This window comes from Acinetobacter venetianus RAG-1 = CIP 110063, from assembly GCF_000368585.1.
Taxonomy (GTDB): domain Bacteria; phylum Pseudomonadota; class Gammaproteobacteria; order Pseudomonadales; family Moraxellaceae; genus Acinetobacter; species Acinetobacter venetianus.
Genome location: NZ_KB849558.1, coordinates 1,639,695 through 1,658,999 on the forward strand (window position 1 = coordinate 1,639,695; position 19,305 = coordinate 1,658,999).

Annotated in this window: 18 protein-coding genes; 4 read left to right on the forward strand and 14 right to left on the reverse strand. The window is 41.6% G+C overall.

Translation table 11 applies throughout. The features are described 5' to 3' along the window. Positions 1–33: 33 nt before the first annotated feature. The 4 genes from F959_RS13195 to F959_RS13210 form a co-directional block, all read right to left on the reverse strand. Positions 34–714 (reverse strand): SDR family NAD(P)-dependent oxidoreductase, encoded by a 681-nt coding sequence (locus tag F959_RS13195; RefSeq protein ID WP_004880960.1) that lies wholly within the window; start codon positions 712–714, stop codon positions 34–36. A gap of 10 nt (positions 715–724) precedes the next feature. Beyond that, entirely contained in the window at positions 725–1,483 is a 759-nt protein-coding gene (locus tag F959_RS13200; RefSeq protein ID WP_004880961.1) for an SDR family NAD(P)-dependent oxidoreductase, read from the reverse strand. A 5-nt stretch (positions 1,484–1,488) separates the two neighbouring features. Next, positions 1,489–2,175: a glutathione S-transferase family protein gene (locus tag F959_RS13205; RefSeq protein ID WP_004880962.1), complete on the reverse strand. Its 687-nt coding sequence runs from the start codon at positions 2,173–2,175 to the stop codon at positions 1,489–1,491. 323 nt (positions 2,176–2,498) lie between these two features. Then, on the reverse strand, positions 2,499–3,530 hold the full coding sequence (locus F959_RS13210; RefSeq protein ID WP_004880964.1) for a LysR family transcriptional regulator: 1,032 nt from the start codon (positions 3,528–3,530) through the stop codon (positions 2,499–2,501). 196 nt (positions 3,531–3,726) lie between these two features. On the opposite strand from F959_RS13210, the gene F959_RS13215 reads away from it, so the two are divergent. The 3 genes from F959_RS13215 to F959_RS13225 are packed head-to-tail and all read left to right on the forward strand — an operon-like array spanning position 3,727 to position 9,618. After that, the gene (locus tag F959_RS13215) at positions 3,727–4,950 is read left to right on the forward strand and encodes an efflux RND transporter periplasmic adaptor subunit (protein ID WP_004880965.1); all 1,224 of its coding nucleotides are present in this window, start codon (positions 3,727–3,729) and stop codon (positions 4,948–4,950) included. Between the two features lie 6 nt (positions 4,951–4,956). Further along, complete coding sequence (adeG, locus tag F959_RS13220) at positions 4,957–8,136, forward strand: multidrug efflux RND transporter permease subunit AdeG (protein ID WP_004880968.1); 3,180 nt, start codon at positions 4,957–4,959, stop codon at positions 8,134–8,136. Between the two features lie 12 nt (positions 8,137–8,148). Then, complete coding sequence (locus F959_RS13225; RefSeq protein ID WP_004880970.1) at positions 8,149–9,618, forward strand: efflux transporter outer membrane subunit; 1,470 nt, start codon at positions 8,149–8,151, stop codon at positions 9,616–9,618. Positions 9,619–9,808: 190 nt separating this feature from the next. Here the strand turns inward: F959_RS13225 and F959_RS13230 are convergent, their stop codons facing one another. Next, positions 9,809–10,027, reverse strand: coding sequence for a hypothetical protein (locus F959_RS13230; RefSeq protein ID WP_004880972.1), 219 nt, complete (start codon positions 10,025–10,027; stop codon positions 9,809–9,811). Positions 10,028–10,823: 796 nt separating this feature from the next. On the opposite strand from F959_RS13230, the gene F959_RS13235 reads away from it, so the two are divergent. Then, positions 10,824–11,738, forward strand: a complete 915-nt coding sequence (locus tag F959_RS13235) for a LysR family transcriptional regulator (protein WP_004880974.1) — start codon at positions 10,824–10,826, stop codon at positions 11,736–11,738. A gap of 62 nt (positions 11,739–11,800) precedes the next feature. Here F959_RS13235 and madM read toward each other — a convergent pair whose 3' ends face one another. The 9 genes from madM to mdcA are packed head-to-tail and all read right to left on the reverse strand — an operon-like array spanning position 11,801 to position 19,116. Next, positions 11,801–12,562 (reverse strand): malonate transporter subunit MadM, encoded by a 762-nt coding sequence (gene madM / locus F959_RS13240; protein ID WP_004880976.1) that lies wholly within the window; start codon positions 12,560–12,562, stop codon positions 11,801–11,803. Positions 12,563–12,590: 28 nt separating this feature from the next. Further along, positions 12,591–12,992, reverse strand: coding sequence for a malonate transporter subunit MadL (madL, locus tag F959_RS13245; protein ID WP_004880978.1), 402 nt, complete (start codon positions 12,990–12,992; stop codon positions 12,591–12,593). A 48-nt stretch (positions 12,993–13,040) separates the two neighbouring features. Continuing rightward, a complete protein-coding gene (gene mdcH, locus F959_RS13250) occupies positions 13,041–13,970 on the reverse strand; it encodes a malonate decarboxylase subunit epsilon (protein WP_004880980.1) in 930 nt (309 codons plus the stop codon). A gap of 13 nt (positions 13,971–13,983) precedes the next feature. Next, on the reverse strand, positions 13,984–14,589 hold the full coding sequence (locus F959_RS13255) for a malonate decarboxylase holo-ACP synthase (protein WP_029424898.1): 606 nt from the start codon (positions 14,587–14,589) through the stop codon (positions 13,984–13,986). Further along, complete coding sequence (gene mdcE, locus F959_RS13260) at positions 14,580–15,407, reverse strand: biotin-independent malonate decarboxylase subunit gamma (RefSeq protein WP_004880982.1); 828 nt, start codon at positions 15,405–15,407, stop codon at positions 14,580–14,582. The genes F959_RS13255 and mdcE overlap by 10 nt, the downstream gene beginning before the upstream one ends. After that, a complete protein-coding gene (locus F959_RS13265; RefSeq protein ID WP_004880984.1) occupies positions 15,404–16,255 on the reverse strand; it encodes a biotin-independent malonate decarboxylase subunit beta in 852 nt (283 codons plus the stop codon). Before F959_RS13265 ends, mdcE begins: the two co-directional genes overlap by 4 nt. Next, entirely contained in the window at positions 16,248–16,547 is a 300-nt protein-coding gene (locus F959_RS13270) for a malonate decarboxylase subunit delta (protein WP_004880986.1), read from the reverse strand. The genes F959_RS13265 and F959_RS13270 overlap by 8 nt, the downstream gene beginning before the upstream one ends. A gap of 23 nt (positions 16,548–16,570) precedes the next feature. Further along, entirely contained in the window at positions 16,571–17,437 is an 867-nt protein-coding gene (locus F959_RS13275) for a triphosphoribosyl-dephospho-CoA synthase (RefSeq protein ID WP_004880988.1), read from the reverse strand. After that, positions 17,437–19,116, reverse strand: coding sequence for a malonate decarboxylase subunit alpha (gene mdcA / locus F959_RS13280; protein ID WP_004880991.1), 1,680 nt, complete (start codon positions 19,114–19,116; stop codon positions 17,437–17,439). Before mdcA ends, F959_RS13275 begins: the two co-directional genes overlap by 1 nt. Between the last annotated feature and the right edge of the window lie 189 nt (positions 19,117–19,305).

Below are 19,305 nucleotides of genomic sequence, written 5' to 3' on the forward strand. Positions count from 1 at the left end.
ATTTAAAGCTTAAAATATTTTAGCTCTAAGATGCTATATCCCTAAACTCAATTCCTGACTCCACGTTGAATTCGGTTGCTGATGCAAATGCAAACAAGCTTTTTTAACCGAATTCACGAAATCTTCGCGATTTCCTTGCCAACGCTCTAGCATGCAATAACACACATGAATTCCCTTGGGATGAAACTCTCTTGCTAATGACTGAGACAATGCTCGAATTGCAGCAAATGAACTCTGGCTGAGAGGATCATAATATGCTGAACTCTGAGGTTGAGAACCTAGAAAAATCATAGTTCCGCTTTGTCGCATCAACATTTCACGGATCATCACCTGAGATAAACTGACAGCACTCAAGCCATTATTATTCCATTCATGCTCAGCTTCTTGAGATAACAAAGTATCCATTTCACGAGCATGACTAAAGTAAGCTTGGAAAATACACAATTCAATTTGATGCTTTGAACTTGTGATATGCGAAAGCAGTTTCTTTAATGCATGCGAATCAATCAAATTTATGCGGACTACGGTCAATTGATTGTGCAATTTTTCAATATGAATTTTTTCTTGATTTAAATCATTCACAACGTGATAAACATGCAAAGCATCGATCAGATTTGTCTCAGCAAAACTTTGGCTGAGCTGTTGAATGTCACTGCCAACAACTAGCATACAACCTGTTGCTTTCTTGCCCCATCGAAATAGTTTATTGCTCATGATGATCACCCTAAAATTTTTCTTGATGTGGCCTAAGATCCAACTCATGCGTCCATAGATCAGCCGTCTGTTGATACAGCATCCAATAATTTTCAGCAATTGCATCAATATTCAAACCACCAGTCCCACGTGTCATTCGAGCCAAACGACCTAAACCGAACAATGCTTTATTGACCCGATCCCCATCCACCATGCCATCAATCACCACATGAGCAATATGAATATTTTGAGCTTTATACTGCTGGGCTAGGTTCAAAGCATAAGCTCTCAAAGCAGATTTACCCATAGTAAATGCAGCAAAAAAAGGCTTACCACGCAACGAGGCACTTGCACCTGTAAAGATTAATGTGCCCGCTTTTTGTTGCTGAAAAATTTTTAAACAGTTCTGCGAAACCCAAAATGCTGATAAAAAAGTTGAATGCCACATTTTGCTAAAAAATTTCAATGATGACTGCAAGAAAATTGAAGGTACATTTCCACCCACATTATGAATCACTGCGACCAACTGCTCTTGGCTAAGCGAAATCGATTGAAACAGTTGTTGTACTTGTATTGGATCTTCAGCATCTAAACAGTATCCAACTGCGTCACCATGATTGTTTTTGATCTTGGTTGCTATCTGCTCTGCTTTCTCCAGTGTGCGACCCACAACATAGACTTTTAAACCTTCTTGAGCAAAACGGCGGCTCACTGCAGCTCCAATACCTTGCGATGCACCCACACCAACCACTACAACACATTGCTGTCTTTCTGAAAGGGAAATGGTCATAGCGATTACTCAGCTTGCTTGTCATACCAAGCTTTAATTACAGGTCGACTTAATATTTCTTTACCAAACTGACGACTCGTGCGAATCACTTCACCTAACTGTGAGACCACAGCAATATCTGCGATTGTTTGACTATCCCCAACTAACCAACCTGTCGCTGAAAGCACCTGTTCGATTCGATCTAAGTGTCGTCTAAATTCTGCATGAACATCTTCAGCTTTCATTCGACCAGTGCCCTGAAAAAACAATTGCGTTTTGAGTTCAGCTAAAATAAAGCCTTTAACCATCACTCGTTCATAAGCTGGACGACCTTCGCTACTGATCCGAATAGCTTCCGCCAAAGCCTCTGAATCATTGACACGTAAATAGACCTCATAAAAATACAAGGATTCATCAGCCCAATCTTCCCATAATTCAACAAAAGCTCTTTGTGTCGGATCTTTGGGATAAAGTAAAGCTTGGTCGGGAAAAGCCTCATCTAAGTAGCGCGCAATCCGAGTACTATCTTGGATGCGTTGCTGATGAATATCCACCACAGGAACTTTGCCAACCTTACTCAGCAATGGCACTTTTGTCCCTAAAATTCCATTGTAGTTTATGGTCTCAAAATCAATTCCTTTGAAGCGAAGCATTCTCGCTGCTTTTTGGCAAAACGGCGAAATTTCCCATTGATGAAGAACAACTGAACTCATTTCTTGTTTCTCTTTTATATCTATTTAAATAATAAATTTGATGAAATTTTGATTAACCATAATCAACTCACTCCATCTCCTCACTATTTCCCATAAATGCTTTACATCTTAAATGATGGGAAGCTAGTCAGTCTCAAAAAAGAACTAACTTAAGCAAGGTAGCGATGAATCAGAAAACTGTCAACCAATTGACTAAGCTTAAATCTAAAGTTGTCCTGAAATGACAGCATTTACCCCTAAAAGATAAATGAAGAAATTGATCAATATAATTATTGAGCTTTAGAATAATATCGATAAAAAACAATGCGACATTGTTTGTTTAATTAAGTTTTCAATGCTCTCGCTTCTGCAATATTATGCTGCTCTACTAAAGTACGAATCGTATATTCATGATTAGTCTTTTGATCACATGCAAATTTACATTTCTGATCGAGTGGCATCGCACTGCCGCCCAATAACGGACAGGCAGCAAATAACTCTGCAACCCAATCAACAAAGACTCTAACCTTGTGTGATAAATGGCGGCTTTGTAAATATACCGCTGAAATCGGCATCGGCGCAGGTGTCCACTGCGGGAGTACTTCTGTTAATGCTCCAGACTCTAAATGATCAGTAAGCATATAACGAGGCCCCTGAATCACTCCAAATCCTTGTAACGCCAAATCAATATAGGCATCTCCATCATTAACCGATACGTTCCCATTGACACTGACACTTTTAATCAAATCATCAACCATAAAGTCCCAGTCAAAATTACGACCTGTACGACTTGAAAAGAAATGAATCGCTTGATGATTTTTCTGTAAATCCTCAATAGAAGTTGGTACACCCTTTTTATTTAAATAACAAGGTGATGCAGCTGTCGCACATTGGAAAGTCCCAATACGTCTTGCGATTAAACTAGAGTCTTGCAACTCACCGACTCGAATTGCGCAATCGACAGCTTCGCCGACCAAATCAACTGGACGATCATTCAACCCAATCACAAGATCAATGTCAGGATAACGTGCATGGAACTCACGTAGTCGAGGAATCAAGATCAGCCGTCCAATCGAGACAGGAACATCAATCCTTAATCGTCCGCGTGGCCCTCTCTCAGCATCATTAAAAGAAGATTCAACATCTTCAACATCGGCTAAGATTCTCACGGTACGGTCATAATACACAGCACCATCTGGGGTTAAACTCAGCTTACGCGTTGTTCGATTAAGCAAGCGAACTTGTAAATGTTTTTCTAAAGATTGAATCGTTGTGGTCACAGAAGCTCGTGGCAAACCCAGCGTATCGGCAGCCAAACTAAAGCTGTTGGTTTCAACAACTTTATTAAAAACTTTCATCGCATGAAATAAATCCACAAGCCCACTCCCAATCGAATAATCTAAACAATTACCTAACGATTATTATAAAAATACGAATAGTGTTATCAAATTTAATGTATTTATTCATTATTGACAAACTTTTATGCTCCTTTCATTCCATAAATCCTGTTTCTCCCATACAGACCATAACTAAAAGTCTGAAAACAGGGATCCAAATAACTAGGAGCACCTCATGTCACTTTCTCGCAAACAGCTGACGCTGTCTGCTGTCATTATTGCCATTTTTGCTACAGGTGGCAGTTTTCTTCTCTTTCAAGAAAATGCAGATGCAAAAGCTACCCCAGCAGCGAATTCTCAACCCGCAACCACAGTAGATGTAGCCACAGTTGTCAATAAAACCATTACCGATTGGCAAGAATACTCAGGACGTTTAGAGGCGATTGATCAAGTCGATATACGCCCACAAATTTCAGGTAAACTGATTGCTGTCCACTTCAAAGATGGCAGCTTGGTTAATAAAGGCGATTTGCTATTTAGCATTGATCCTCGACCATTTGAAGCAGAACTCAACCGCGCCAAAGCTCAACTTGCCTCTGCCGAGGCACAAGTAACGTATAGCTCCGCAAACCTCAGCCGTAACCAACGCTTAATTGAAAGCAATGCCATTGCTCGTCAAGAGCTTGATCAAGCTCAAAATGAAGCTCGCTCAGCAAATGCGAACTTACAAGCGGCCAGAGCAGCCGTAGAATCTGCTCGATTAAATCTGGAATATACCCGAATTACTGCGCCTGTCAGTGGTCGAATTTCTAGGGCAGAAGTGACGGTTGGAAACGTAGTTTCAGCTGGAAATGGTGCACAAGTGTTGACTCGACTGGTCTCTGTTTCGCGCTTATATGCCTCTTTTGATGTAGATGAACAAACCTACTTAAAATATATCAGTAACCAAAGAAACTCAGCTCAAGTGCCAGTGTATATGGGACTTGCAAATGAGTCTGGCTTTTCTCGCCAAGGTTATATCAGCTCCATCGACAATAACCTCGATAGTACTTCAGGCACTATCCGTGTTCGCGCTACTTTTGAAAATCCTACAGGCGTTATGCTCCCAGGACTTTACGCTCGTATTCGTCTTGGTGGAGGACAACCTCGCTCAGCCATTCTCATCAATCCGACTGCAATTGGCGTAGATCAAGACAAGCGCTTTGTGGTTGTGGTAGATGCCAAAAATCAAACTGCATATCGTGAAGTTAAACTGGGTGCTCAACAAGATGGCTTACAAATCGTTGATGGTGGTTTAAAAGCTGGTGAACGTATCGTGGTCAATGGTCTACAACGAATTCGTCCCGGAGATCCAATTACACCACACCTTGTTGCTATGCCAAACGCGCAAATCATTGCAGAGAATAGCTCCTCACAACCTCAGCCTACAGACAAAAACTCAACTTCGGCCAAAGGTTAATCCAATATGAATATATCTAAGTTTTTCATTGATCGGCCGATCTTTGCTGGCGTGCTGTCAGTATTGATTTTGCTGGCGGGTCTACTTTCTGTCTTTAAGCTTCCAATTTCCGAATATCCCGAAGTTGTGCCGCCCTCAGTTGTGGTACGTGCCCAATATCCAGGGGCAAACCCTAAAGTGATTGCAGAGACCGTGGCTTCTCCGTTAGAAGAATCTATTAACGGCGTTGAAGACATGCTGTACATGCAGTCTCAAGCAAACAGTGACGGCAATCTAACGATTACAGTGAACTTCAAACTAGGTGTTGATCCTGATAAAGCACAACAACTGGTACAGAACCGTGTTTCGCAAGCGTTGCCCCGCCTCCCAGAAGACGTACAACGTTTAGGTGTTACAACACTAAAAAGCTCGCCCACTTTAACCATGGTTGTGCATCTAACATCTCCAGATAACCGCTACGATATGACTTATCTGAGGAACTATGCAGTCCTCAACGTCAAAGATCGTTTGGCTCGTTTGCAGGGTGTTGGCGAAGTTGGGCTGTTTGGTTCTGGCGATTATGCGATGCGAGTTTGGCTAGATCCACAGAAAGTCGCTCAACGAAATCTCACCGCCACTGAAGTCGTCAATGCAATTCGTGAACAAAACATTCAAGTTGCAGCGGGAACTATCGGGGCTGCACCAAATGATTCACCCTTGCAACTTTCTGTGAATGCTCAAGGTCGTTTAAGTACTGAACAAGAGTTCTCCGATATTATTTTAAAAACGGCTGCTGATGGTGCTGTGACCAAACTCGGCGATGTCGCGCGCGTTGAACTTGCAGCATCACAATATGGCTTACGTTCATTACTTGATAATAAACAAGCTGTCGCAATACCAATTTTCCAAGCCCCGGGTGCTAATGCCTTACAAGTTTCTGATCAAGTGCGTAGCACCATGCAGGAACTTTCTAAAGATTTTCCATCCTCGATTAAATACGACATTGTTTACGATCCAACTCAGTTCGTACGTGCCAGTATCAAGGCTGTTATTCATACCTTACTTGAAGCGATTGCTCTAGTTGTCGTGGTTGTAATCCTATTTCTACAAACATGGCGAGCATCCATCATTCCTTTACTCGCTGTACCTGTTTCGATAATTGGTACATTTGCACTGATGCTGGCGTTTGGTTATTCCATCAATGCACTTTCGCTATTCGGGATGGTTCTCGCTATCGGAATCGTAGTCGATGATGCGATCGTCGTGGTGGAAAATGTTGAGAGGAATATTGAAGCAGGTTTAAGCCCAAGAGATGCGACTTATCGTGCCATGCGTGAAGTGAGCGGCCCGATTATTGCGATTGCCCTGACTCTTGTTGCCGTGTTCGTCCCTCTTGCATTCATGACAGGTTTAACAGGTCAGTTTTATAAGCAATTCGCAATGACGATTGCTATTTCAACTGTCATTTCAGCATTCAACTCTCTTACCCTTTCGCCTGCCTTAGCTGCAATGTTACTGAAGGGTCATGACGCGAAACCTGATGTACTGACGCGTTTTATGAATCGTGTCTTTGGACGCTTCTTTGCATTATTCAATCGTGTATTCTCTCGTGCTTCGGACAAATACGGTCGAGGCGTGAACCGCGTCATTTCCCATAAAGCTTCAGCAATGGGTGTCTATGCTGCATTACTTGGTCTGACCATTGGGATTTCATATATCGTTCCCGGAGGATTTGTTCCTGCTCAAGATAAACAATACCTGATTAGTTTTGCCCAATTACCAAATGGTGCTTCACTCGACCGCACTGAAACTGTGATTCGAAAAATGAGTGATGCCGCGCTCAAACAACCCGGCGTCGAAAGTGCCGTAGCATTCCCCGGTTTATCCATCAATGGCTTTACCAACAGCTCAAGTGCAGGGATCGTCTTTGTCACCTTAAAACCATTTGATGAACGTAAAGGCGCTGATCTTTCAGCCAATGCGATTGCTGGTGCATTAAATCAAAAATATGCTGCGATTCAAGATGCTTATATCGCGGTATTCCCACCACCACCTGTGATGGGCTTAGGTACGATGGGTGGCTTTAAACTACAACTTGAGGATCGTGGTGCATTAGGTTACTCGGCCCTAAATGATGCAGCGCAATCCTTTATGAAAGCAGCACAATCCGCACCCGAATTAGGGCCAATGTTCTCGAGTTATCAGATCAATGTCCCACAATTAAATGTAGATTTAGATCGTGTTAAAGCCAAACAACAAGGTGTTGCCATTACCGATGTATTTAATACCATGCAAATCTACTTGGGTTCGCAATACGTCAATGATTTCAACCGTTTTGGTCGTGTCTATCAAGTGCGTGCTCAAGCGGATGCACCGTTCCGTGCCAATCCAGAAGACATTTCACAGCTCAAAACACGAAATGATGCTGGGCAAATGGTTCCACTCTCTTCATTGGTGAAAGTCACACAAACCTACGGTCCAGAAATGGTCGTGCGATATAACGGCTACACTGCGGCAGATATTAACGGCGGTCCTGCGCCGGGATATTCTTCAAGCCAAGCAGAGGCCGCTGTTGAACGCATTGCAGCAGAAACCTTGCCGCGTGGGGTAAAATTTGAATGGACAGATTTAACCTATCAAAAAATCTTAGCGGGTAATGCAGGATTGTGGGTATTTCCAATCAGCGTCTTACTCGTGTTTTTGGTTTTAGCTGCACAATACGAAAGCCTTACGCTTCCTTTGGCTGTTATTTTGATTGTTCCAATGGGTATCTTGGCAGCACTGGCTGGAGTCTGGTTCACGGGTGGCGATAACAACATCTTTACCCAAATTGGACTCATGGTACTCGTCGGACTGGCCTGTAAAAATGCCATATTAATTGTCGAGTTTGCCCGTGAACTCGAAATGCAAGGTGCTACGGCATTTAGAGCAGCTGTTGAAGCAAGTCGTTTACGTTTACGCCCAATTTTGATGACCTCGATTGCCTTTATTATGGGTGTAATTCCACTCGTAACATCGACAGGTGCTGGTTCAGAAATGCGCCATGCCATGGGTGTAGCGGTGTTCTTTGGCATGATCGGGGTAACATTATTCGGTCTATTCCTCACCCCAGCATTTTATGTCCTGATTCGTACATTGAATAGCAAACATAAATTGCATTCTGCTGCGGTACACGAAGCACCTTTACATAATCCGAATCATCAATAAGGAGGACATTTGATGAAAGCATCTACGCCAAAATGGTTATTGTCCTCACTGATAGGAAGCCTGCTGCTCGCAGGCTGCTCCCTTGCGCCTGAATACCAACCAGCACAAATGATTATTCCTATCAAATTTAAAGAAGCAAATTCAGCACTTGAAAACGAACAATGGAAGATTGCTCAACCCGCCGATGAACACATTCGAGGTGAATGGTGGCGTGTCTTTAATGATCCTCAACTGAATGGACTTGAACAGCAAGCTATTTCAGGTAATCAGAATCTAAAAAGAGCGGCAGCAAATATTCAATCATCGCGTGCACTAAGATCAGCAGCACAAGCCGAGCGCTTACCGAGTATTGGTGCAGGTTTTGGACCGACGCGCCAGAAACCATCTCCTGCATCATTAGGACTGGATGCGGATGCACCAACCTCAGCACGTACTCTATGGCGAGCACAAGCAAACGTTTCATACGAATTAGATTTATTCGGACGGATCGCAAGTAGTGTGAATGCTGCAACAGCAGATGTTCAGCAACAAGAAGCGTTGTATCACTCTGCTCTACTTGCACTTCAAGCAGATGTTGCTCAAACCTATTTTTTGATTCGACAATTGGATACCGAGCAAGTGATTTATCACCAGAATATCCAACTGCTCACTGAAACACGCGATTTAATGCAACTTCGTTATCGCAATGGCTTAGTCAGTGAATTGGACTTTTCTCGTTCCCAAACCGAATTATCAACTGCGCAAAGTGACGCATTAAATATTGCGCGTAGTCGAGCGACAGTTGAACATGCACTCGCAGTATTGTTGGGTAAAACGCCAGCGGAATTCAGTTTAACAACTCAACCTGTGAATTCGGATCTCGTTGTTTTGCCTGCTGGACTTCCATCCTCTCTGCTTGAACGTCGTCCTGACATCGCTGCGGCAGAACGAGCTATGGCAGCAAATAATGCACGCATTGGTATAGCCCGCGCTGCATTTTTCCCCAAATTAGATCTCACAGGTGCACTCGGATACGAGTCAGCAAGTTTAGGGAGCTTAGGGAACTGGTCAAGCCGAACCTTTTTATTAGGTCCTGTTGCGGGCACGATTTTATCTTTGCCTTTGTTTGATGGTGGACAACGTAAGGCTGGCGTTGCTCAAGCGCGTGCAGCTTATGAAGAAAGCGCCGCTGGTTATCGGCAAACCGTCTTAAATGCATTTCGTGAAGTTGAAAATGGCTTGTCTGATCAACGCATCCTAGATCAACAAATACAGGCTCAACATTTAGCACTAAAATCGAGTAAGCATGCCAATCAACTGGCACATTTACGTTATCGTGAAGGTGCTGTGAGCTATTTAGATGTGATTGATTCCGATCGAAATCTATTACAACAGCAACAACGCGCTGCACAACTGAATGGAGATCGTATGCTTGCAAGCGTAGATTTAATCCGTGCTTTAGGCGGTGGTTGGGAATCTGTATCTGCTAAAACAGCGTTATAATCTTTTGATCGATGGCACTAGATAAGTTTTGGACTTGTCTAGTGCTTTTTTATAAAGCGTCCTACTTCAACGACGAAAACCCCACAACAATTATAGTTATGGAATTTCTTTTAAATTACTCAAAATAAATGCATCAAATCGATTATGCGAAACCGACAATAAACCCAAAAGTCAGTTCTTCACATTCAAATTAATTTGAATGAACGATATCAATAAAACGATAAATACGGCCATCTTTTGGATTTTCATAGAGCAATTCCATATTCGGTCGCAAAATTTCACCTTCAATTTCAATATGCTCAATGCGTTTAAATAAAGGAATCTCTAGATCATTTACCTTGCTAATTAAAGCAATTGCAACATTTTCGGTTTCAAACTGATCCTTTACTTTGATTTGTATATTTTTCATTGAAAAAACTTCCATTTTAAAAATTTGAAAAACACAGCTGAACTAAGGTTTAAATGAAAAAAGTGACAACAAAGTGAAAATAAAAGCAGCTGTGCGATGTAAGGTTAAGTTGATTCCATAAAGGAGTCTTGTGCTAAATTTTGCAAAGAAAATATGGCAAATTACAGCTAAACTTGTCGACAAAATGGTTGTAACAAAAAATATTAAAAATAATTTATATATTAAAAACAAAATCTTAAATAAGAACTCATGAGTTCAACACATGACGTCAACCTTTTTTAAAATGCATACTAGATCACATATTAATATAAATTTTTCAATTATATGTCTCTGTTTTTCATTCTAAAAACTTATAGATTTTTTAAATTTTTATCTGATCATAGTGGCTAAAAGTATCTCAATCACTTTTTAGATGTTCACAATAGTAAGACTGAGATTAAGTGATAAATATAAAAAAAGCCACATCTGGAGAATGTGGCCAAGGGTATTGCTTTGCTTGCTACGGTGTTTGCCGTATCTTTAAATTAATGTACGAAACTTAAAGAAATCTGAATTTTTAAACTTTTTGATTTTAATGGGCGGTTTAACCCATTTATATGCCATCATCAAACTACTGATTAATCGTCAATGCACGCTAAAACCCTGAATATTAAGGCATCTAATTTTTTGACAGATTTTAGTCTAACATTGGACATTGAGTTAAATTTTACCCTTAATATGAACTGAAGCTTAGAAACGTTTAAATAAACCGAACTATTTTTCAATTCATACCTCATCTGGTACAGGCATTATTGATATGGAAATCGATGAAGATTTAACTTTACGGAAAATTCAAATATTCCTCTCATTTATGCGTTATGGCAACCTTTCAAAAACAGCCGCCGAAATGCAAATCAGTAATGTTAGCGTACATAAAGCATTGCACTCTTTAGAAAATAGCTTGCGATGTCCTCTATTCAAAAATGAAGGACGGAATTTAATTCCCCTAAAAAGCGCATATGTTTTACAAGAGAACTCGCAGAAAATTATTCAAGATATTGTTACCGCTGTAAATAAAACCAGAGAAGCAGCAGGTTTCGCGGCAAAAGTATTGCATTTAGGTTCGTTATATTCACTTACGGTCAATACCATTCCCAACGTGATTAGTGGTCTGAAGTTGAGGCGTGGTGAGTTGGATATTCAACTCTTGCTCAGCTCTAATCTCGATTTAGTTAAAAAATTAAAAACGACTGAATTAGATGCCATTATCGTTGCTTTAAATGAAACAACATCTGATGCTGATTTTGAAAGTTTAGCAATGTTTCAAGATGATATTTATTTAGCTGTGAATAAGAACTCTCCGCTTGCGAGTCTCGAAGAAATCGACTTAAGTACATTAAAAGATGAAACGTTTTTAACCCTATCCAAAGGCTTTGCAACACGTCATGACAGTGACGTCGTATTTGAAAAAGCAGGCATAGATCCTAAAGTCTTTTTACAGGTTAGCGATATTTTTACTTTAATCAGTATGGTGAGTACAGGAGTGGGTTTAGCCTTATTGCCCGGTCGTATCTCAACCATTTATGAAAGCTCAGTCAAGTTGATTCCTCTGCAATCGCCTTATCAAATCAAACAAGAAATTGGCTTAGTCTTTCTAAAGAGTAAGGAGCGAGATCCGAACCTCTTAGCATTAATTGCTGAATGCAGAATGTTTGCGCGACAGTATCTATAAATATTGAGGGGAAATGATTCTGTCTGAACCACCTCCCCCTCATCTGTTAAAGCAAAATATATTTAACTGAAAATCGCATTTACCGTTAAGAAAAATATAGACGGTGCTAACAAGCATCCAAGGCCTGTATAAAATGTCGCAACCAATGCACCATAAGGAACTAATCTAACGTCTGTACCCGCCAATCCTGCCGCTGTACCACTGGTTGTACCTGCCAAACCACCAAATACCATCGCAGAACGCGGACTTTTGAGATACATAAACTTTGCAAACAAGGGTGTGCCAATCATAAAAAATACCGATTTAATCAGACCGATTGCGATAGACAAAGCAATCACATCTGAACTTGCACCAATAGCCGAACCCGTAATTGGCCCAACGATATAGGTCATCGCACCTGCACCAATCGTCGTCATAGACACAGGATCTTTGTATCCCAAGAACCAAGCAACTACAACGCCGATTACAAAGGGCACTACACAGCCTAAAAGCAAGGCAACTAATCCAACTTTACCCGCCTTTTTTACCTCTTTAACATCAACTTCGAAAGCTGTTGAAGCAATCGCGAGATCACGAATCATTGCCCCGCCCAATAATGCAAATCCCGAGAAAATTGCAATATCAGATATACCCTTGGTCCCGTTCGTATAAACACCTGCAAAATAGGCAACCACCAATCCCAAAGTGATCGCAATCGCTGAACTCTGCAATTTTCCTTTGGTTAAATATTTAGACAGTAAGTGTGAAACAAACATCATCAGCCCAGTTACCGCAAGTGCTGTTACAAGTGCATTTTTACTGAGAACCGCTATTAAAGTTTCCATCTCATAATTCCTTTATGATTTTATCGTTTTAAGCTGTTTTTTCCGTTGTTTCGATAGACCATTCATAAGTTTCATAGTCGCCACTAATACGATTTAAATATCGAATTACAAGCACTGTTCCGATTAGTGAGGCAACAGACACAATGATGCCGAGTAAACCACCAGATAGTGCCGCAACGACATTTTGACCTGCTGACATTGCCACTACGATTGGAATGTACATACCAGACCAATATAAAATTCCGAATTGAGTGACTTGTGGTAAATAACCTTTTTTTGCCAATAGTTCTTTGGCCAATATCAGTAAAAGCATGGAAATCGCCACACCACCAACATTGGCTTTTACGCCGAGTAACATACCCAACGTATTCCCAAAGTAATCACCTAATAAATGACAAATCGCTAAAATAGCTGTTCCGTATATAATCATTTTAAATTTCCTCTATCCTTTGAGTGACATCATTTTTTTGATTAGGCTTTATACAAAATCGTTGTCCTTTTGCATTGCCATAATCAGACTTTCAAGTTGTGTATTTTGAAAGGATAATAGTGTTCCTTCTTTAAATACTTTACGTGCTAAACCTGTTAAAACCGTTCCTGGTAAAGCCTCAATCTGTAAGCGCGCACCTCGTTCCCAAGCTGCTTGAACAGTGTTGTGCCAATCAATCATCCGACTCATATTAAAAACAAGATCATCAATAATCTGAGTATCTGTTCTCAGTAGCCGTGCAGATGTACCACTTAAATATTGAATTGTAGGTTGCTGTGAATTGACTCCCTCCACGAAGCAAGCGAGCTGCTGTGCTTGTTTTTCCAATAACACACAATGTGATGGCACACTGATCTCTACTTTTTTCGTCATTGCACCTTGTTGATTTGCCAATAATGCAACCCGTTGCATAGCATCCAATGATCCCGAAATTACGATTTGATTTTCGGCATTTAGATTTGCGATAAAAACTTCTGCATCTTGCTCATGAACCTCTGAAACCCAGTTTTCAACCTGAGAGCGATCAGCGCCAATGATGGCCGTCATTCCATATCCACTTGGATAAGCTTGCTGCATCAATTGACCACGTTTCGCAACTAAGCGCACACCATCTTCAAACTGAATGACATTGGCTACTGTTGCAGCTGCCCAAGCGCCAATGGATAAACCAGCGACAAACTTGGGTTGAAATCCTTGTTCTTGTAACAATGCAGAACTCACAACACCCGCGATATATAAGCAAAGTTGAACTGAATAAGTAGACTTTAAAGCCTCAGCTTGATCTAATAACATGACGTTTTCTTTTAAAACATCAGAGGCCTGTTCAAGGTACTGATTAACCAAAGGATGTTGCGGAAGATCGTGCAACATATTGGCCTTTTGAGCACCTTGCCCTGGATATACCCATATCGAGCTCATTTTTGCTATTCCCTTAGCCCCAAGGATTGTCTACCAAAACAGCCTTATCATTGCGTTTTAGTAAGACATTCCCTGTTGTCCCTGCCCATTCTCTCAAGGCAACACCACCTTGTGGAGTTTGTAACTGCACATCGAGCTTCAAGTTCAATTGATCTAATAGCCCTAAGATATTTTGAGCATCCAACTTTGAAACTGGTTCATGAGCGCGAATTAATAAATCAATATCACTATTTTCATTCACCGTTTTCAGCCCAGTTGCCAGTTCAAACCCCACGCTTCCCGTATATCCCCATGACAAATTTAAACCTTGCATCAAGTTATAAACAGCGGCTAATTTCCCCTGAAGATGTGGAAATTGGCTCAAATCTGTATCAATTAAACTTTCAGGTTTCACGCATTTGCTTATGGCGTTTACTGGCATTTCTAATGCCAACCGATGGCTCCGCTGCTTACCGCGTATCCCAACCGCAATATTTCTAGGATTGGTCACTGCACGTCTAACCACCACGGGTCTTTGTTCAGACACAGCTTCAACCACCCATTGCGACACATCATCTGGCAAAAGTTCTGTAGTCATTCCCCACAACAAATCGTGAGGTTGGAACGTGGTCATGACCATTGCTCACGTAACAGTTCACGCACGCGTTTGGACGCACTACGGTTTTCAGCATTCAAGCGATGTTTTAGGTCATGGGTTCCTTGCTGTTTAATATCCTCAAAGGCTGCTGTTAATGCCTGTTGTATTTGCTGAATATCTAAAACAGAAGGTTGATCCGCATTACTCACTTCCAAAATGTCTGATAACAATCCTAAAGAGTTATAACTCTCGATGTCATACGCCATTGGTGGAATATTGGCTGCTAATCGTTCTAACTCCTCAACGGTCCGTAAAGTCACGCGTGCCGCAGATTCTTTGCCCATCGCATGTACCATCACACCTTGATCTTTAAAGGCGAGAATACGATTTGCTTGATAACCATGTGCTAAAAATGCACCTGACATTGATTTTCCAACCAGCAAACTAACAATCGGATGACCTGCTAAACGGGCACGCGCATAGCTATCTACAGCTCCTGCAAGCGCTTGATGAATACCGAGTACTTCCTCTCTACGACCATAGGCCTGACTTGGTACATCAACAATACATAGGATTCCGCGTTTTTCTGCACGATCTCGATCAGCTTCAATGACCTGATCAACCGCACGAGCTAATGACCATCCTTCTAATAATCCAACCTCACCTTGACGTGCTCTTGGATATAGGTTCTGTTCATTATTCACGACACAAAAAACACGAGTCGGTTTACCATTTAATTGTCCATCGGCAATAAGCAACGATGCTATTCCGCTATCAACTGCCTGAAACTGATTTGTTAAAGCACCAAACCAGTGTCGTCCTCTTGATGAGTTCTTAATTGCATTTACATCCATGTTCATGCTTTTTCTCCTCGATATAATTCTTGGACTTCAGTCGGTGAAATCTGTTGAGAGGTATCCACTTGAGTAAGCTTAGATAGATAAAATTCAGCTTGTGAACTGCGTTGCACAGCTGGAATACCTTGCGCTATAAAACCAATAATTTGTTGCTTAATTTGCTCACGATCATCTTCAACAAATGCATCAACAAGCCCACTCGCAAAACGTTGTTCACCACCCGTGATACTCCAAATAAATGGCCGATCTTTGGCGTTATACTCATTGCTACCAGCTTCTTGTTCAATTACTTGGGGGCCATTCAACCCTAAACGACCTTCTTGCGTGATGATCAAGTAACTACATAAACCTGCGGCAATCGACATTCCGCCGAAACATCCCACACTGCCAGCCACCACACCTATCACAGGTTGATATTGTCTGAGTTCCACAATCGCGGATTGAATTTCAGCAATCGCGGCGAGTCCTAAATTCGCTTCTTGCAAACGAACGCCACCTGTTTCAAGTAACAAAATCGCAGTAGTAGGAATATTATTTTGGTTATCTTCTATCGCCAATTCCAAAGCACCAGCGATCTTAGCACCACCAACTTCACCTAAACTGCCGCCTTGGAACATTCCTTCAATAGAAATCACTACCACAGTTTTTTGCTGAATCGTTCCTTTAATAACAACTACACCATCGTCGGCTTGAGGAACAATATTTTGCTTCGGTAGCCACGGCGACATCATACGACTAAAAGGATCAAGTAACTCTTTGAAGCTGCCTTGATCAAACAAAGATTTAGCCCGTTCACGCGCATCTAGCTCAATAAAGCTTTGCTTGCTGAGTAAGTAATCAATATCAACCACGTTGCACCTCCTCAAAAGCCTGCTCTAAACGTAATCTCACCACACCAGGCGTCGCACCAAAATCATGAATATCAATATGAACTGCGGGTGTATTTGATTCTAAAAAAATGCGATCGAATAAATTTTTCCACCGTTGCTCACTGCCATCAACCGATGTCATCACTTGAATGGTGGTTTTTCCTGAATGACTTGGTTCCATCAAAACTTCTAAATCACCAGAGCCAACACAGCCCACTAAAGCTGATTTGTCTGGCGAATGACTCGCTGTAAATTCAAAATTAAGTATTTCCATTGATATATTCCCTGTTATCGAACTCAGTTGTATTGTTCAACTTCATCGAGAAACAAAAGCGTGGCCAATAAATCTGCCGCTCCGCCCGCTGATGCCCGAATGGCTAATAAGTCGCGCTCTAGTTCTTCAAGCCTTTGTTTTCCTTGAGCAGTTGAACAACCACCTAACGCCAAAACCTGTTGAGCACCTAATTGCATTTTGTTCAAACCATCCAGTCCAGCACGATGAATCACACAGGTATCCGTAAGCTGTGCCATCATCGAAATGAGGGCATTTAAGCGTGCTTCCGACTCTGTCCCCCCCTGATCGCGACTATGTCTTAACTGAGGTAAACCATGTTGCGTGATCATTGGAAAACCAAGTTGAGCCTGTTGTTTAGCGCCATTTACACCAAATTGCTGTCTAACTTTCTCACCGTGACTCGTCTTTTGTTGAGGAACGAAACGATCTTCGATCAGTGCAATTTCACTCGCTGTCGTGCAAATATTTTTAATAAAAAATGGTTGTTTATTAAAAACTCTGAGTGCTGTAGCAGTCACCACAAGTCCAATCGACCAAATCGCCCCTCGATGAGTATTTACACCTTGTGTGACTTGCAACATGCGTTGCTCACCTTGTCGCCCCAATTGCCCGATGTCTTCTCTTAACGCCTGACAAACCTGTCCATGATGCTCTGCTGCTTCTGCCATTGCTTTGAACATCGGTGCTAGACTGCGTGCAGATCGCTCCATTAGTTCAAGCGTAAGGTCATCGTGAGCACCACATCCACGTTGATCAACCAGTGCTGGTTTTGGGGTTAGATTCACTTCATCTAACAATGCCGCAACTGCCATATCAGCAAGATGCTCTGAGGTACTGAAGAAACTGGTTGTTTTTAGGATTGCATTCATTACCAGCTCCTGAATTTTGCAGGAGGCTCATATAGTCCATCTGACCAAGTCACCAAATCAGCAATATTTTTTGCGGCTAACAACTCGCGTGTCGCATCTGTTCGTCGAATTCCTAAATCCTCAGGGAACACGACTAGCCCTTCTTGGCGTAGTTTTTGTGTCTTTTTAGGATCTTGGCTTAGTCCAATTTCAGTCACACCAGCAACCGCAGCGATCATGTCTCGACGCTCTTCTAAGCTGCGCGCCTTGTATAAATAGGCAATACCTTCTTCTGTTAATAAATGTGTAACGTCATCGCCATAGATCATAATTGGCGCTAAATCCATTCCTGATTTCTTAGCCACATCCACAGCATCCAAAGTCTTAACAAATGTTGGCTTACCACCTTCTTGATAAGTTTCAACCATTTGAACAACTAACTTTTTACCGCGGGCTAAATACGTTTCTGTATCCGTATTTCCTGCGACTCGCATATCAATCCAAGCAGGTGTTGCATGACGACGCCCACGAGGATCATGTCCCATATTCGGTGCTCCACCGAATCCCGCTAAGCGCCCTTTCGTTACAGTTGATGAATGCCCATCACCATCTACTTGCAAAGTTGCACCAATAAATAAATCAACAGCATACTGACCTGCAAGCTGACACATCATCCGATTAGAACGTAAAGAGCCATCTCGACCAGTAAAGAAAATATCTGGGCGCGCAGCGACATATTTCTCCATACCGAGTTCCGTACCAAAGCAGTGCACACTTTCAACCCAGCCTGTTTCGATTGCTGGAATTAAGGTTGGATGTGGATTGAGCGTCCAGTTTCGGCAGATTTTTCCTTTTAGGCCTAATGACTCGCCATAAGTCGGCAGAATCAGCTCAATCGCAGCGGTATTAAAACCAATACCATGATTCAATGACTGTACTTGATGCTTTTCATAAATACCTCGAATTGCCATCATTGCCATTAAGACATGCACTGGTTTAATGTGTTTAGGATCACGTGTAAATAATGGTTCGATATAAAAAGGTTTATCAGAAACCACGACAAAATCGACCCAAGATGCTGGAATATCTACTCTTGGCAAATCAGTCACATCATCTACAAGTTCATTAACCTGCACGATTACAATGCCATCACTAAAAGCCGCAGGTTCAATTAGCGCTGGTGAATCTTCCGTACTTGGACCTGTGTAAATATTTCCTTGTCGATCTGCCATAAAACCTGCCGATAGCACGACATTCGGAATTAAATCAACCAATAAACGTGAATACAGTTCGATATATGTATGGATCGCCCCGATCTCAAGCAGTCCATCCTCTAGCAACTGACTAATACGTAAACTTTGTGTGCCTGCAAAAGAAAAATCGAGTTTTCGAGCAATTCCATTTTCAAATAAATCTAAATGTTCGGCACGCCCCACACTTGGCATAATCATGTGCAAGTCATGTAAAACGTCAGGATTGGCTTTTGCCAAAGAACGAGATAAAAAGTCGGCTTGTTTTTGATTATTCCCTTCTAAAACAACTCGATCTCCAGGAGCAATCAGCGTTTCTAACACTTTGATAATATCTTCTGTTGGAATGACCACACCATCTGTGTATTTGCTTGCCATTTCCAATTTTAGTTGTTTACTATGTCGACGCTTTGTCCAAAGTCGTTCTTTATGCTGAACAGAACCTTCCATGTGTATTTCCTTGGTTATGTCTTGATCTTCTCTTATAAAAAGCTTTTTCAAGTTTCCAATCAATCAACCCCAATTGCAGTTCATTAACTTCAGGTTAATGTTATTTAGTAAAAATCCGAATTGGCTATTCCTGTGCTTGAGGTTACTGATTCCTCAAATTTTCTCTTTAGTTAATTTTTATTCAGCAAA

What these genes read in the sequence shown, in the direction of transcription:
- F959_RS13195 (WP_004880960.1), bottom strand. Translation starts at nt 714, where the DNA reads ATGAGCAATAAACTATTTCGATGGGGCAAGAAAGCAACAGGTTGTATG.
- F959_RS13200 (WP_004880961.1), bottom strand. Translation starts at nt 1,483, where the DNA reads ATGACCATTTCCCTTTCAGAAAGACAGCAATGTGTTGTAGTGGTTGGT.
- F959_RS13205 (WP_004880962.1), bottom strand. Translation starts at nt 2,175, where the DNA reads ATGAGTTCAGTTGTTCTTCATCAATGGGAAATTTCGCCGTTTTGCCAA.
- F959_RS13215 (WP_004880965.1), top strand. Translation starts at nt 3,727, where the DNA reads ATGTCACTTTCTCGCAAACAGCTGACGCTGTCTGCTGTCATTATTGCC.
- adeG (WP_004880968.1), top strand. Translation starts at nt 4,957, where the DNA reads ATGAATATATCTAAGTTTTTCATTGATCGGCCGATCTTTGCTGGCGTG.
- F959_RS13225 (WP_004880970.1), top strand. Translation starts at nt 8,149, where the DNA reads ATGAAAGCATCTACGCCAAAATGGTTATTGTCCTCACTGATAGGAAGC.
- F959_RS13230 (WP_004880972.1), bottom strand. Translation starts at nt 10,027, where the DNA reads ATGAAAAATATACAAATCAAAGTAAAGGATCAGTTTGAAACCGAAAAT.
- F959_RS13235 (WP_004880974.1), top strand. Translation starts at nt 10,824, where the DNA reads ATGGAAATCGATGAAGATTTAACTTTACGGAAAATTCAAATATTCCTC.
- madM (WP_004880976.1), bottom strand. Translation starts at nt 12,562, where the DNA reads ATGGAAACTTTAATAGCGGTTCTCAGTAAAAATGCACTTGTAACAGCA.
- madL (WP_004880978.1), bottom strand. Translation starts at nt 12,992, where the DNA reads ATGATTATATACGGAACAGCTATTTTAGCGATTTGTCATTTATTAGGT.
- mdcH (WP_004880980.1), bottom strand. Translation starts at nt 13,970, where the DNA reads ATGAGCTCGATATGGGTATATCCAGGGCAAGGTGCTCAAAAGGCCAAT.
- F959_RS13255 (WP_029424898.1), bottom strand. Translation starts at nt 14,589, where the DNA reads ATGGTCATGACCACGTTCCAACCTCACGATTTGTTGTGGGGAATGACT.
- mdcE (WP_004880982.1), bottom strand. Translation starts at nt 15,407, where the DNA reads ATGAACATGGATGTAAATGCAATTAAGAACTCATCAAGAGGACGACAC.
- F959_RS13270 (WP_004880986.1), bottom strand. Translation starts at nt 16,547, where the DNA reads ATGGAAATACTTAATTTTGAATTTACAGCGAGTCATTCGCCAGACAAA.
- F959_RS13275 (WP_004880988.1), bottom strand. Translation starts at nt 17,437, where the DNA reads ATGAATGCAATCCTAAAAACAACCAGTTTCTTCAGTACCTCAGAGCAT.
- mdcA (WP_004880991.1), bottom strand. Translation starts at nt 19,116, where the DNA reads ATGGAAGGTTCTGTTCAGCATAAAGAACGACTTTGGACAAAGCGTCGA.